Source organism: Dongia sp., from assembly GCF_041905885.1.
Taxonomy (GTDB): domain Bacteria; phylum Pseudomonadota; class Alphaproteobacteria; order Dongiales; family Dongiaceae; genus Dongia.
Genome location: NZ_JAYRKD010000039.1, coordinates 37,756 through 52,658, shown reverse-complemented (window position 1 = coordinate 52,658; position 14,903 = coordinate 37,756). Strand labels below are relative to the sequence as shown.

Annotated in this window: 10 protein-coding genes; 7 read left to right on the top strand and 3 right to left on the bottom strand. The window is 63.7% G+C overall.

Annotated features, from left to right (window positions below; genetic code table 11):
• From ACH2CY_RS26230 to ACH2CY_RS26220, 3 genes are all read left to right on the top strand, one after another.
• Window positions 1-293, top strand: a 293-nt coding sequence (locus tag ACH2CY_RS26230; RefSeq protein ID WP_395022867.1) for a UDP binding domain-containing protein, incomplete at its 5' end; no start/stop codon positions are given.
• Complete coding sequence (galE, locus tag ACH2CY_RS26225; RefSeq protein ID WP_395022866.1) at window positions 290-1,279, top strand: UDP-glucose 4-epimerase GalE; 990 nt, start codon at window positions 290-292, stop codon at window positions 1,277-1,279. The genes ACH2CY_RS26230 and galE, both read left to right, overlap by 4 nt.
• 10 nt (window positions 1,280-1,289) lie before the next feature.
• On the top strand, window positions 1,290-2,498 hold the full coding sequence (locus tag ACH2CY_RS26220) for a Bcr/CflA family multidrug efflux MFS transporter (RefSeq protein ID WP_395022864.1): 1,209 nt from the start codon (window positions 1,290-1,292) through the stop codon (window positions 2,496-2,498).
• A 639-nt stretch (window positions 2,499-3,137) separates the two neighbouring features.
• Here the strand turns inward: ACH2CY_RS26220 and ACH2CY_RS26215 are convergent.
• From ACH2CY_RS26215 to ACH2CY_RS26205, 3 genes are all read right to left on the bottom strand, one after another.
• A complete protein-coding gene (locus ACH2CY_RS26215) occupies window positions 3,138-8,393 on the bottom strand; it encodes a hypothetical protein (protein WP_395022863.1) in 5,256 nt (1,751 codons plus the stop codon).
• Between the two features lie 154 nt (window positions 8,394-8,547).
• Window positions 8,548-9,690, bottom strand: coding sequence for a pyridoxal phosphate-dependent aminotransferase (locus ACH2CY_RS26210; RefSeq protein ID WP_395022871.1), 1,143 nt, complete (start codon window positions 9,688-9,690; stop codon window positions 8,548-8,550).
• A 67-nt stretch (window positions 9,691-9,757) separates the two neighbouring features.
• Entirely contained in the window at window positions 9,758-11,386 is a 1,629-nt protein-coding gene (locus tag ACH2CY_RS26205; protein ID WP_395022862.1) for a gamma-glutamyltransferase, read from the bottom strand.
• A 264-nt stretch (window positions 11,387-11,650) separates the two neighbouring features.
• Here ACH2CY_RS26205 and ACH2CY_RS26200 point away from each other — a divergent pair, with 264 nt between their 5' ends.
• The 4 genes from ACH2CY_RS26200 (at window position 11,651) to accB (ending at window position 14,902) form a co-directional block, all read left to right on the top strand.
• Window positions 11,651-13,036 carry a M48 family metalloprotease gene (locus ACH2CY_RS26200; RefSeq protein ID WP_395022860.1) on the top strand — a complete coding sequence of 462 codons (1,386 nt, stop codon included), beginning with the start codon at window positions 11,651-11,653 and terminating at the stop codon, window positions 13,034-13,036.
• A gap of 24 nt (window positions 13,037-13,060) precedes the next feature.
• Window positions 13,061-13,810: a DsbA family protein gene (locus ACH2CY_RS26195; protein WP_395022859.1), complete on the top strand. Its 750-nt coding sequence runs from the start codon at window positions 13,061-13,063 to the stop codon at window positions 13,808-13,810.
• 151 nt (window positions 13,811-13,961) lie between these two features.
• A complete protein-coding gene (gene aroQ, locus ACH2CY_RS26190; protein WP_395022857.1) occupies window positions 13,962-14,453 on the top strand; it encodes a type II 3-dehydroquinate dehydratase in 492 nt (163 codons plus the stop codon).
• Complete coding sequence (gene accB, locus ACH2CY_RS26185; RefSeq protein ID WP_395022855.1) at window positions 14,450-14,902, top strand: acetyl-CoA carboxylase biotin carboxyl carrier protein; 453 nt, start codon at window positions 14,450-14,452, stop codon at window positions 14,900-14,902. The genes aroQ and accB overlap by 4 nt, the downstream gene beginning before the upstream one ends.
• Window position 14,903 lies beyond the last annotated feature (1 nt).

The window sequence follows — 14,903 nt, the reverse complement described above, 5'->3', positions numbered from 1 at the left end:
TGCCCTTGCTGCAGCAGCAGGGCATCAAGATCCGCGCCCATGATCCCGAGGGCATGGCGGAAGCGAAGAAGCAGCTGCCGGACCTCGACTATCGCGACGATCCCTACGCGGCGATCGACGGCGCCGACGCGCTGGTGATCCTGACCGAGTGGAACAGCTATCGCAGCCTCGACCTCGACCGGGTCAAGGCGCTGCTGAAGGCGCCGGTCTTCGTCGATCTCCGCAACATTTATCGTCCCGCCGAGATGCAAGCCGCCGGATTCCATTATTCCAGCCTCGGCAGGACTGCATGACGAAGCCTGCCGTCCTGGTCACCGGCGGCGCCGGCTATGTCGGCAGCCATGTCTGCAAGGCGCTCGACCGCGCGGGCTTCCTGCCGGTCGCCTATGACAACCTCGCGACCGGCCACCGCTGGGCGGTGAAATGGGGGCCGCTGGAGGAAGGCGACGTGCGCGACGGCTATCGGGTCGAGACCGTGCTGCGGCGCTATCGCGCCACCGCGGTGCTGCATTTCGCGGCGCTGTCCCTGGTCGGCGCATCGGCCAAGCAGCCGTTCGACTACTACGACGTCAACGTGAACGGCGCGCTGTCGCTCAGCCATGCGATGCGGCAGTGCGGCTTGCGCAAGCTGGTCTTCTCCTCGACCTGCGCGGTCTATGGCATGCCGGAGCGGATGCCGATCGAAGAAGAGGCGCCGCGGCTGCCGGTCAACGTCTATGGTCGGACCAAGCTCGCGGCCGAGCACCTGTTCGCCGACCTCGCCGCCGCCGGCGAGATCGACGTCGTCATGCTGCGCTACTTCAACGCCTGCGGCGCCGACCGGGACGGCGAGATCGGCGAGGCGCATGAGCCGGAATCGCACCTGATCCCGCTGGCGATCCAGGCGGCGCTCGGCGCAGGCGGGCCGCTCTCGCTGTTCGGGACCGACTACCCGACGCCGGACGGAACCTGTCTGCGCGACTATATCCATGTCGAGGACCTGGCCGAGGCGCATCTCAAGGCCCTGACCTTGCTCGAAACCAAGTCCGGGGCGCATGCCTTCAATCTCGGCACGGGGATCGGCGTCTCGGTGCGCGAGGTGCTGGCCGCGGTCGGCAAGCTCGCGGGCAAGCCGGTGCCGGTCAACGAAGGCCCGCGCCGCGAGGGCGATGCGCCGCAGCTCTATGCCTCGCCGGCCAAGGCGGAACGCGAGCTTGGCTGGCGCGCCCAGGCGACCGACATAGAAAGTATGGTCGGGTCTGCAATAAACTGGCATCGGAAACCACTCCCGGCCGCCTAAGATCACCCGCATGTCCGACCCTGCCCAGAAGGCGCGGCTGCGCCACGCCGAGCTCGTCCTCATCCTTGCCGTGCTCAGTCTGATCGCCCCCCTGGCGATCGACATGTATCTGCCGGCCCTGCCCTTCATCGCCGCCAGCCTCGGCGCCACCGACGCGCAGGCGCAGCTGACCTTGCCCACCTACTTCGCCGGCTTTGCGATCGGCCAGGCCTTCTACGGCCCGATCGCCGACCGCTTCGGGCGCAAGCCCCCGCTCTATTTCGGCCTGGCGATCTACATCGCCGCCTCGATCGGCTGCGCGCTGGCGCCCAACATCGAGACCCTGATCGCGCTGCGCTTCCTGCAGTCGGCCGGCGGCTGCGCCGGCACGGTGGTGGCGCGCGCCATGGTGCGCGACCTCTTCTCCGGCGCCGATGCGATCCGGGTCTATTCCCGGGTGCTGCTGGTGTTCGGCGTCGGCCCGATCCTGGCGCCGATGATCGGCAGCGGCGTGCTGATCTGGTTCGGCTGGCGCGAGATCTTCTGGCTGCTCACCCTGATCGGCGTTCTCTCCATGGTCCTGATCTTCGTCCGCATGCCGGAATCGCTGAAGCCGGAGCATGTGCGGCCGCTGCGCCTCGAATCCGTCATCGTCGGCTATTGGCGCCTCTTCACCCATCGCAACTTCGTCGGCTATGCCCTGACCGGCGGCACGATGATGGCGGGGACCTTCGCCTATATCGCCGGCCTGCCCTTCGTGATCGTCAACGTCTACGGCTATCCCGACTATTATTTCAGCGCGGTCTTCGGCATCAACGCGGTCGGCTTCATCATCGCGAGCCAGGTCAACGTCGTGGCGCAGCGGCGCAGCTCGCCGGAGCGCGTGCTGCTCACCGCCCTGCTGATCCAGATCGCCGCCGCCGCGGTCTTCGTGGTCGACGTGGCCGCCGGGATCGGCGGGCTGTTCGGCATCCTGCTGCCGCTGTTCGTCTGGATCGCGACCATGGGCTTCGTGATCCCCAACACCACCGGCCTCGCCATGGGCCCCTTCGCCGCCAATGCGGGTGCGGCCTCGGCGATGCTCGGCGTGCTGCAATTCGTGCTCGCCGCCTTGAGTTCCGGCCTGCTCTCCTGGCTGACCAAGTTCGACGACACCGCCCTGCCAATGATCGGCGTGATGGCGGGCTTCAGCCTGCTCTCGCTGCTGATCAACCGCTTCGTGGTGAAGCGGATGGCGTAAGCCGCGCGCCTGCAGTGGCGCATCCCGGACGACACGGACGGGTTGGCGCCCCGGCGGGGGGCAAACTGCGGCAAGCTGCTGACGATGCAGCGTTTCCCGCTAGCGGACGGCGCCGCCGAATCTCAATTCTGTCCGGGTTGGGTCCGGGTTACCGTGCGGCGTGTGGGTCGGCGGAAGCTCAATTCTGTCTGCGTCCGGTCTGTGTTGCAGGTGCAGCAACCGGCGCTGCGGCGACCGGCGCGCGGGACCTTTACAGCCTGCACCATTCTCGAAGGCCGAAAGGCGGACCAAGTCTCTGACACGGCAGGCCTTTGTCCCATCCGCCCGCGCGAAACGGATTCCTGCTGTGGTAAAGGCCCTGTAAAGGTTCCGGCTGCGCCGGTGGGAATGGGCGCGCCTTGGTCTCGGGCGCGCTTCGTTTGATGCGTCGTTCGACGCGGAGTTCACAATCTCAAACAGCGCGCTGAGTGTAGCACAAGCGGCGTCGTTTGTCCGAAACGCAGTGGGATGAACTCAGGTTGTTTGCTGCGGAAGTGGGTCTGGTACTGATCACCGGCGGCAAGAATTCATCGCTGACCCCGATTGCTAAGACTTGTGGTCCGACAAATGGAGGCTTGCTGTACCTTCCAAGATTCTTGCTTAGCGGAGAAGTTGTTTAATACGCTCTTGCAGGGGAAGCGCACTCGGAATGTTCGCCGAAACCATGATCGCCGCGATATCAAGAACTGCTTGACGCGCAGGAGGATCGCCCGCGAGTGCGCGCCTATCTTTATTGATAGTTGTATCGAGCAGTTCAACTAGGGAATCGGGCAAGCCATTGCGCCACCACCGCGTCGGTCGCTCGCTTTGCTTGAGTCTAGACGAGATCCAGCATAGGCCGGCTAGCCTTAACGGCGCCCCTGCATCCGCTGTGAGAAATCGATTGAATCTTACGAAGCAATCATCATCGTGCCCCAGATGACCTTCCGCCCAGCGCTCGTAGAGGTCTCTGAATTTAGACACCGCGCCTGGAGCGCTTTGCGCCAGGATCCTTTCGTTTCCGTAGCCCAAAAGGCTGCACAGCATCCGTTCTCCATAGGACCAATGATCGCCGCTTCCCCAGTCCCGAGCAAGCGCGTACTCAATCATCTCGCGCCATACGACTTCAAACGGAACGATCGAAGAGCCTCGGCCGAGCGCCTCGAAGATACCGAGGATATACTGTTGTATTGCGTAATGAGCATTCGGCCCATGGCGGAGGACGGATTCCCACAGAGGGCGCGCCGCTCCGGCGGGAGCACTTAGGGTTAGATCTGCCAACTTTGTCAGGACACCATACCCGAACTGTTGGCCAGGAATATCATACTCTCCAGACTCTCTACGCTCCGCTTCAGCTCGAGCAATATCGAACTGCCAAAGCTCAAGCGCAATCCGGGTTTCCTCGGACCACTCTCCTGGGCTGCCGCCAACAAGCAACCAACCAAAGACATTCCCAAGGACATGTGAGTCGAGGAGGGGCGCTCGCGGCTTTGGGCGCCTCCCTCTGAAGCGCAGCTCCTCCTTCTCATACGACCGTTCCCGTCGCGCAAAGAGGAGCTTTTCGGTCAGAGTTGCAACGCGCTGGAACCGAAATTCATCGACGGGAGCGTTTACTCCGGCGATCTTGAGCTTCCGGAAACTGGCCAACCATTTGCTCCACAACACCTCACTTTGCTCATCGTCACCGAAATGGGGTGTCAGTAGAATCAGCGCCGACCACAAAACACCCAGATGAAGCAACCGCCACCAGGACGCCCCCAGACTCTGCCGGTAGGCATGACCAATCGCAAAGACAAGCGACGACGCCGCGCCGCTACCGCTTGTCATGAGCATTAGGATCGCCTCCTCCCATTCGCTGGCTTCGGCACCACCTTTCCGCCAGCGATGCATCGCGGCATAGGTAAGGAACTTAAGCTTCTCGTCGCCCGGACCAATCCGTCGCGATCGCATTTCTTCAGCGGAAGAAGGGATAGCCGAAAGGCCGCCCCTTATTATGTCCAGGATCTCCTTCTCTGCTTCGGGGTTCTTCAGGAGCCAGGATTCACCATTGACGACGAGCGTGGCCGCTAAGGCAAACCGATAGGTGTCGTTCCACCCGGCCTCGCCTCCTTCATCATTGGTAGTCTCGGCTTCCTGGAGCAGGCTGAATACCTTCTCCGAACTGTCTAAGGTGATCGCCTTCTGACCCGCGAGCACCTGTTCGAGCTGTTCTGGCATAAGTAGCTGTTGGCGGGACGCTTGGTGCTCGGCGTCCCAATCGGACACCTTTTTTTGCAGCCACTCCGGGACAACGAAGGCCATCTTCTCCCGACCCGTCTCAGGATCGACCTGGCGGTGATGGTTGTCTCGATCGAGCGCGGCACTGATCAGTTCGAACTCGATCAGTTCCTTTCGATTTTCCGGTTTTACCCATTGAGCGACTGCTGCCTTGACATCGGCAGCGAATGCATCATCCGCATTTAGCAAGTCTGAAATGACACTCAGAAGTACCTTCTGGCGATGAGGCGCAAGCACCCATGACTTGGCGAGCGCAAATACGAACTCATTTGGGGGCGGCATCGTCCAGGCGCTCATGTTCCAGGATAAGTCGCGCACGCGATATTGGTCCCAATCGAAGCAATCGAAATTTGTCAGCAGAGATTTGAGCGGGCTTAAAAAAAGCTCCGGCCGATACTTTCCTACGTTGATCAGCAGCCCGATGACTGCAGCCGATGGGCATTCATGCAGGAGTCGGTGAAGATGAGGTGTCAGATCGATGCCAGCGCTTACTTGCAGCGTCAGCCACCGTTCGACCGAATCCAGTGCAGATGAGAGAGATCCAATCCGCATGTCGTTGTGCTGAGTCCAATCGAAAACGTCACGACGGCCGAAGTACTGTCTTTGCGTCCCGTCTGAGGACGTGAGGGATATTCGCGGGGCCTCACCATCGCGATCCTTAACGACCTGCTCCTTCCAGCGATCGGTGCAGAAGTTGACCAAGTCGATCACCGTGCCTAGTGCCGTGTCCGGCGACACTTGTAGGAAACTGAAGAGGGGGCTCTTCCAGTAAGCGGTCGGGTAGCTATCCTGCGCGTACTCCAATCCTAGCTCGATCTCATACCGGCTGCTGTCGCGCTCCGGCTCGTCTTCCACGATCAATGCCAGCAATATCTCTGCTGCCGCCGCTGGCCGGACGACCATCAGCGGAACGAGCCCGTTCTCCTTGAAAACCGCTGTCCGGAGGTCGCGGTCAGTCTTAAACTGGGCACCAATCGGCCAAGGCGGTAGCTCTTCACTACTGGAAAGGAAAGTGGGCAAATTTTCTCGCCGTGCGTTGTTCAGTCGGTAAATCGGATCGTCGCGCAATCTCTGCTGATGCTTCTCCTCTCTGAGACGCAGAATTGATTGCACGCGGTCTAACACGTGCGTCGAGAGATCACGGCGGCCGCAGAGCTCGAGCGCCCACTGGGAGACTTCTTCCGGAAGTTCAACTGCAGCAGCAAGCGCAGCGGTGTATGGCGAGAAATCCTGCACAGCGTAAATGGTGCCGCTCCACTTTTCGACTTGGATCGTCCGTGCCATTTCGAGTGCTAATTCCGCTGCCTCTCGACGAAAGCGAACCGGTGTCCCGTCCGAAAAGAACCGAGGCGTTCCCGTCAGCCAAGCCTGCAACGCCTTTGAGAGGGATGGCAGCACCAGCCCGCTCAGCCTTTCGCGATGGGTGACGACGAAACCCAGCAAAGGGAACCATTGACCAATGACGACCGTCCGAAATTTCGTCTCCATGTAGAGGGCAAGGTCGGACTGAATCGCTGAGGCGCCTCCCTTCGGGACGGTGGCGAGATGATGGAACCGATTCAATAGGCGATTGAGATAGAAGCCCTCATTCGCCATCAGGAGATCCACCCGCTCACCCATGAAGCGTTCGGCGTCCGGATCGAGGCACAACGCGTCCAGAAGGAGATCACTTGCAGATGTGAGCCTTTCCGCTTCCGCCGCCTTGAATCCGACGTCCCAGCCAGCCTCCTGGTCCTCTGTTTCGCGTAACAGGAACTGCCCAAGCATTCGAAGGGCGTTGGTCCAGAGAGGATTGCCGGCGAGGGCGGCCCACCGCCTCGTATCCGCTGCAAATGACTTTAGATACTGATACCGAGCCCAGTCGGCCGCCAAATCATGTTCAAACTCTATGGATTTGGTTCGATCGTTCAACCGCAGCGGCAAAGCCGCCGGACGGCCATCGAAGACTTTAAGTTCGGACACTTCGATGCTCGTTAAGGGAAAGCTTCGCTCGAACGAAGCCTCACGCTCGGCGAGCTTCATAACGAAGACCTCAACCTCGGTGCGATCACCCGTCCAAAACCGCCACAACCGATCTGCTATCGCCGTATGCGAAGCCAACCCGGCTGACCTCGCAAATGCGGGCCCAGCATCGACGACCCAGGCGAGTGTCCGGAGATTGGTCAAAACCGCCACTGTTTCGTCATGAGCAGTCAGCCAACTCATCGCAGGAGAAGCCTGCAGTGCTGCCCTAACATCACCCTTCGTGAGGGCTTCCACTCCGAACGGCGCTAAGTTGCGACCGATCAGCAGAGTGTCCGCCCAGTCCGCCCAATTCTGCGGTTGCGTCACGAACACGATGTGCCATGTCGCATCAGCAACTTCTGCCAAGGCCGGACATATGCTTTGGATAAGCTGGTCGATAACCGCCAGCTCGGACGGGTCGATACGTTCGACGGAATCGATGACGAGAATGTTCTTCGGCCTCGACGCCGCATTTAGTACTAACGTCAGATCGTGCCGCAGGCCCAAGGAAGAGCGGCGGCCAGCACTCAACGCTATTTTCAATTCGTCCGGGCCGAACCAGACCTGTTCGAAATCGGCGAATTCACCATCGAGCACAGTCTTGACGAGCGCGGACTTGCCTGAGCCTGATTCGCCGAACACGACGGTGAAGATGTTGTTCGCTATCGCTTGTTTAAGGGTGGCCACCTCAGTAGGCCGTGCGATCTGATGACCGGATGACAATTGAGTCTTGATGCGGCGCTTGTGGTCATATGTCACGCCACGGAGAATCTCCCAATCGGGTGCATAGTCTGGGTGATCGCGGAGGCGAAACTTGGTGCGCAACGCGGACCAGAGTTCCTCAATTGTCAAGGTGCCGGATGAAAGCCTGACCTCTTTCGCCATTGCAATCAGAGCGTCCCAGAGCTCTTCTCCCTCCGTCGCGTCCCTGCTGATCAAGAGTTGGCGACATTGTCCGATCACCTGATTCTTTGTATCGGAATAGGAGGATTGCAGGTCCATTGGAAGAACATGCAGGTGACGAATGAGCGCAATCGTCTCATCGTCTGGCGCTCCTGGCTGGTCATCGTTCGGTTTTTGAACGCTGTGGAAGACCTTGGATTGCTTGGCGGCCTCGCGAATACGGCGCATCGATAAGATGCTATCCGAACCGCTGCAGGCTTTCGTCACTTCCGCCCAAGGTGCGTCGAAATCTGGACGGCTTCCCTGAGTGACCAGTGCAAAGCTATCCCGGCTTCTATCCATGATCCCATTGGGATCGCGCCACATCTTCCAAGCCCGTGAAACGAAATCGGATGGCAGGCCGGCAGAGGTGACTTGGGTGTTGCCTTTCGCCGAGATGGCGAGATGCCGGCCATGCGACGTCGTGACCAAGAGATCATCAATAAGCCAACCGAGGGCTCCGACCTGGGCTTGAAGCATGATGCCAGTGCCCCCGATGCCTGGGATGGTCTCGCCGAACAGCATCTTCACCATCAGCCAGGCACTTATTTGGTCTTCAAAATCAAATCCGGCACCACTGGTGGCACGGAGCGGCGTGACGGCTTGCGGCTTCACGCCGGCTTTCTTCTTTGCCGCTTTATTTTTCTTCGCCAATGACATATCGCCTGCTGCGCGATCGGACGATTCCGAATCGCAAGTGAATTGTAATCCTAGGCGAGTACCCTCTCCACCTCGCGAGCGCCACGCCGCAGCGGCGCGCCATCTCGACCGCGCCGTACTGTATCACTCCGAACTAGACTGACGAGCCCTACCGCCGCGCCTTGTTGTGCCAGGCCTTCAGGCGCCGCGCTGCTTCCGCCATGTCGGCGGTGGCGCCGGCAAACGAGAAGCGCATGAAATGCGCGCCGCGGGCGGGGTCGAAGTCGAGGCCCGGGGTCGCGGCGATGCCGGTCTCCGCCAGCATGCGCTTGGAGAAATCCAGACTGTTCGCGGTGAAATCGGCGACGTCGGCGTAGAGGTAGAAGGCGCCGTCCGGCACCGTGAGCTTGGTGAAGCCGGCTTTCGGCAGCTCGTCCAGGAGCAGCGCGCGGTTCTCGGCGTAGCGGCGGACGTTGACGTCGAGCTCCTCCATCGCGTCGAAGGCGCCGAGGCCGGCGGCCTGGCTGACCGCGGGCGGCGAGATGAACAGGTTTTGCGCCAGGCGCTCGACCGGGCGCATCAGGTCCGGCGGCAGGCCGAGCCAGCCCAGGCGCCAGCCGGTCATCGAGAAATATTTCGAGAAGCTGTTGATGACGATTGCATGGTCGCTGAACTGCGCCGCGGTCGCAGCAGTCATCCCGTAAGTGACGCCGTGGTAGATCTCGTCCGAGATCAGGCGCACGCCATGGGCGTCGCACCAGTTGGCCAAGGCTTCGAGTTCGGCGGGCGTGACCATGGCGCCCACCGGGTTCGATGGCGAGGCGACGATCAGGCCGTCGATCTTGCCCCCATCGATCCTGCCCGCGAGCTGGTCGAGCAATTGCGGGGTCGGCTGGAACTTGGTCTCGGGCTGGGTTTCGATCAGTACCGGCTCGATGCCGAGCACCGAGAGGATCTGCCGGTAGCAGGGATAGCCGGGACTGGCCAGCGCCACCCGGTCGCCGGGATCGAAGGCGGCGAGGAAGGCCAGCAGGAATCCGCCCGAGGAGCCGGTGGTGGCGGCGATCCGCTCGACGGGGAGCGTGCAGCCGTAGAAGTCGGCATAGTGTCTGGCGATCCGCTGCCGGAGCTCGAGCTGGCCCAGCGCCTCGGTATAGCCGAGCGGCCCCGCCTCCAGCGCCGCGGCGGCCGCTTCGCGCGCGCGGCGCGGCGCCGGCGTGCTCGGCTGGCCGACTTCGAGATGCACCACTTCGGGCAGGTTCTCCGCGGCGGCGCGGCGCGCATAGTCGCCGGCCGCGCGCATCACATCCATGACGATGAAGGGATCGATCGCCGAGCGCTTGGAGATCTTCGGCGCCGGCTGATTCACGGCAAGAGACTCATTGATTGTTCACGATGGTGGTGAGGCCGCTGCCGCGGAAGTCGTTCTTAAGCTGGCAGGTGTCGGGCGAGGACGGCGTGCTCTTCGGGCACCAGATCGCGTTCACCCGGGCGAGCTTGTCGGCATGCTCGACCTTGAAGCCGGCGCCGCTGACCGCAGCTTGTGCGCCGGCGAGGGCACCCTCCAGATAGACCGTGCCGGCGCCGTCGGCGAACAGGCGGCCGTCCGCCATCGCCTTCTCGATCCCCTCGTCCTGGCTGGTGACCGAGTGGAACAGCAGCGCCTTGGCGATGTCCGCCGGCACGCCGCCGCCGCCCGCCGCCAGGAAGTAGAGCCGGCCGCTGGAATTGCTGGCCTGCATGATCGGGCCCAGAGCGCTGAAGCCCGCGCCCTTGTCGTTCGGCGCCGGCGCCAGGATGATGCCGGTGCCGGGCGCGATCCGCGCCGAGCCGAAGGGCGCGTTCATGGTGAACTCGCAGGCGACGCCCTGGCCGTCGGAATCCATGGTGACGATGCCGGTCGCGGAGGGGTTCTCCTGCATCGCCGCACCCGGTGCGTCGAGCCGGGCGTTGAGCGCGGCGCCGACATGGTCGGCGGTCGTGACATCGCCCACCGCCTTGGTCGCATCGCCGCCGGGCTTCATCCAGCCCTGGCGATCGGCGATCAGGCCGTTGACCGCCTTCGCGACCTCGGCGGGATTGTCGGCGTCGATGTCGTCGAGCGCCACGATCATCTGCGCGGCGAGCGTACCGCCGGAAGAAGGCGGCGCCGGGAAGAACAGCTCCTGGCTGCCGACCTCGATCGAGGCCGGCGGATAAACGACGGTCTTCGAGGCACGCAGGTCCTCGATGGTCAGGGGCGCGCCGATCGACTGCGCGGCATCGGCCAGGTTGCGGCCGAGCGGGCCGCTGTAGAACTCGTTGACGCCGCCGATCCGGATCCGCTCCAGCGCGGCGCCGAGATCGGTCTGACGCAGGTTGTCGGTCTCGCCGCGCGGCTGGCCGTCCTTGGTGAAGATCGCCGCCATCTGCGGATCCTCACCAAGACGTGATCCGGCCGCTTGCAGCTCGTTGGCGAGCGCGCGGCTGATCGCCGTGCCGGTGCCGGCGAGGTTGGCGCCGGGGTTCACCAGCTGCGCCCAGGGCAGCCGGCCATAGCGCGCGTTGACCGCCGCCATGCCGCGCACGTTGCCCGGCACCGCGACCAGCCCGCCTTTCGCCGCCCGCGGCAGGAAGTCGAAGACCTCGGTGGTCTCCTTCTCGGCGTCGTGCACCAGGCAGACGCCGCCGCCGCCGAGCCCGGCCGCGGAGGGCAAAGTCACCGCCAAGGTGAAATAGGCCGCGACCGCCGCATCGGCGGCGTTGCCGCCGAGCGCCAGCACGTCGCGGGCGACCAGCGCGGCGCGCGGCTCATCCACCACCGCGCCGCCGCGCATGTCGGAATCCCACCAGCTGCCGCCGCCGAACGGGCCGACATTCTCCGGGTTGCCGGCCGCGCGGGTGGATTGCAGCCGGTCGTTGGAATTGGTGGTGACCCGGGCGGTCGGCCCAGAGCCGCAGGCCGCCAGCGCCGGCAGCATGGCCGCGCCGAGCAGCATCGCCTTGGCGCGGGTGTGGGCCCGCAGCAAGCCGCCGAAATGTCCGATTTTCCGCCGCGCGTCGCGGCTTTTTGACCCGTTCTGCCCAGCGGGGGCGACCCTGGATCGCACCGGTAAAGTATGATAGGCGCTAGGCATGTTCTGCTCTCCAAAGGGATCGACATTGCACCCGCGGTTCAGCGGCTCGGCGTCGCTCCAACTTGCTAGGGGCCCGCGGCTGCAACCCGCCCGCGCCGGCACCGTTCTTCAAGGTGCCCGCCCGAGCCGGGGCGAGCATAGAGAAGGACCCAGGATTTGATCAACCGACTGCTTGTCCGCGCCGGTTGTCTGCGTATTGGCAGTCTGGCCCTGGCGGCGGTCGCCCTGCTGGCCGCGTCGCTGCCGGCCGCGGCCCAGGGCGGTGCGCCGCTGATCCGCGACGCCGAGATCGAGGCGACGATCCGCGCCTATGCCGAGCCGGTGTTCAAGGTCGCCGGCCTCGATGCCGCGGCGATCAAGGTGCATCTGGTCAACAGCAACCAGATCAACGCCTTCGTGACGCCGGGCATGAACATGTACATCAACACCGGCCTGCTGATCCGCGCCGACACGCCGAACCAGGTGATCGGCGTGATCGCGCACGAGACCGGGCACATCAGCGGCGGCCACCTGGTGCGGATCCAGGACGAGCTGCACAACGCCATGATCGAGAATATCGTGGCGATGCTCGCCGGCATCGCGGCGGGGGTCGCGACCGGCAATGCCGGCGTCGGCGCCGGCACGGCGATGCTGGGCCAGCAGATGGCGCTGCGAAACATCCTGAAATACAGCCGGACCCAGGAATCCTCGGCCGACCAGGCCGGCATGAGCTTCCTCGACAAGACGCATCAGTCGGCGCGCGGCATGCTGGAATTCTTCCAGAAGCTCGACAGCCAGATCCTGCTGAACACCAGCAGCCAGGATCCTTACCTGCAGACCCACCCGCTGACCCGCGACCGTATCGATTCAGTGCAGCAGCATGTCGATCATTCGCCCTATTCCGACGTCAAGGACCCGCCGGCGCTGGTCGAGCTGCACCAGCGCATGCTGGCCAAGCTGAAAGGTTATCTCTGGCCGCTCGACCAGGTGATGCTGGCCTATCCGAAGACCGACACCTCGCAGCCGGCGCGCTACGCGCGCTCGATCGCCTTCTTCCGCGTCAGCCGGGTGAAGGATTCGATGACGCTGCTGGACAGCCTGATCCAGGAATCGCCGGAGGATCCGTTCTTCATCGAGCAGAAAGGCTGGTTCCTGTTCCAGAGCGGGAACCTGCGCGAGGCGCTGCCGCTGCTGCACCGCGCGGTCGAGCTCAGGCCCGGCGAGGCGCTGCTGCGCCAGGAGCTGGGCCAGGTCGAGCTCGAGACCGAGGACCCGCGCTATGTGAAGCTCGCGATCGCGAACCTGGAATTTGCCGCCGGGATGCAGAGCAACGATCCCGACGTCTGGCGGTTGCTGGCGATCGCCTATGGCCGCGACGGGCAGATCCCTATGTCGCAGCTCTCCCAGGCCAAGCAGTTCATGGCGGCCAACAACCGGAAGGAAGCGCGCATGCAGGCGAAGCGCGCGCTCAAAAGCCTACCGACCGGCTCGCCCGGCTGGATCCAGGCCAACGACATCATCTCCGCCACCGGTGGACCGGACGGCGAGGACGACGATGAATGAGAATTCTCCAATGAAGGACCGAAGATGAAAACCTTGTTCAGCGCCCTGCTGGCGCTCCTGCTCATGGCCCCGCTCGCTTCCGCCCAGGAAGCGGGCATGACCCCCGATGGCATGACCGGGGCGCAGAAGACCGAGATCGAGAAGATCGTCCACGATTACCTGCTGAAGAATCCCGAGGTGATCCGCGAGGCGATCCAGGCGCTGCAGGCCAAGGAAGAGCAGAGCAAGGCTGACGCCCAGACCGAGCTGGTGGCGCGGAACAAGGACGCCCTGTTCAACGACCCGGCCTCGCCGGTCGACGGCAACCCGATGGGCGACGTGACCGTGGTCGAGTTCTTCGACTACCGCTGCCCCTATTGCAAGGCGGTCGCCGCGCCGCTGCAGAAGCTGATCGAGGAGGACAAGGGTGTGCGGCTGGTGATGAAGGAGTTCCCCATCCTCGGCCAGGATTCGATCCTCGCCTCGCAGGCGGCGCTGGCTTCGGTCGGTCAGGGCAAGTATTGGGAATTCCATCAGGCGCTGATGGAGCACAAGGGCCAGTTCGACATGGAGGTGATCAAGGGCATCGCCGCCAAGGTCGGGCTCGACCCCGCCAAGCTCGAAGCCGACATGCAGGGCGACAAGATCAAGCCGGCGATCTCGGCCAACCATGCCCTGGCCAAGACCCTCGACATCGGCGCGACGCCGACCTTCATCATCGGCGACCAGGTGGTCGAAGGCGCGGTGCCGCTGGAGCAGCTGAAAGAGCTGATCAAGAAGGCCCGCGGCAGCTGATTTTCCAACGATTTCCGGCTTTTGCCAGGCGGCGGCACGGCCTCTGCCCGGGCCAAGGGCCGGTTTGGTTGCGATCCCTCGGGGCGCTGGCTATAAGGGCCGGACGACAAGCCCCCCGGCGGGGCGTTCCTTGATTCTTGGCGAGCGATCCTTGGCGAAATCCGCAAAACGCGAATCCACCGATCTCTTGGTGCTGAACGGGCCGAACCTCAATCTGCTGGGGCAACGGCAGCCGGAGATCTATGGCCGCGCCACGCTCGGTGACATCGCGGCCGCGGTGGTCGCGCGCGCCGCGGAATTCGGCTTGAGCGTTGACTTCCGCCAGTCCAACCACGAAGGCCATCTGGTGACCTGGGCCCAGGAGGCGCGTGGCAGCGCCCGCGCCATCATCATCAACCCGGGGGGCTTGAGCCACACTTCGGTGGCGCTGCTCGATGCGCTCACCTTCACCGAGCTGCCGGTCATCGAGGTGCATCTCTCCAACATCCACCGCCGCGAAAGCTTCCGGCATCATTCCTTCGTCAGCGCCATCGCGGCCGGCGTCATCGTCGGGCTCGGTCCCCAGGGCTATGTGCTGGCGGTCGAAGCGGCCGCGAGCATCCTGAAGGCGGCCGGCCCCAAGTCCAAGAAGAGGCGTGCATGAGCAAGTTCGACGTCGATGAAGCGCTGGTCCGGAAACTGGCCGGGCTCTTGAAGGATACCGGCCTCGCCGAGATCGAGTTCGAGAGCGAGGGCAAGCGCATCCGCGTCAACACCGGCGCCGTCGGCGCCGTGCATGTTCCGGTCGCGGCGGCCGCACCGGCCGCAGCCGCGCCCGCCGCACTGGCGGCAGCGCCGGCCTCCGGCGGCGGCGTGCCGGCGGGCGCCTTGACCTCGCCGATGGTCGGCACCGCATATCTCGCACCCGAGCCGGGTGCGGCGCCCTTCGTCAAGGCGGGCGACCGCGTCAACAAGGGCCAGACCGTGCTCATCATCGAGGCGATGAAGGTGATGAACCCGATCCAGGCGCCGGTCTCCGGCACCGTGAAGGATATCCTGATCGCCGACGGCCAGCCGGTCGAGTTCGGCGAAGCCATGATGATCATCCAGTAGC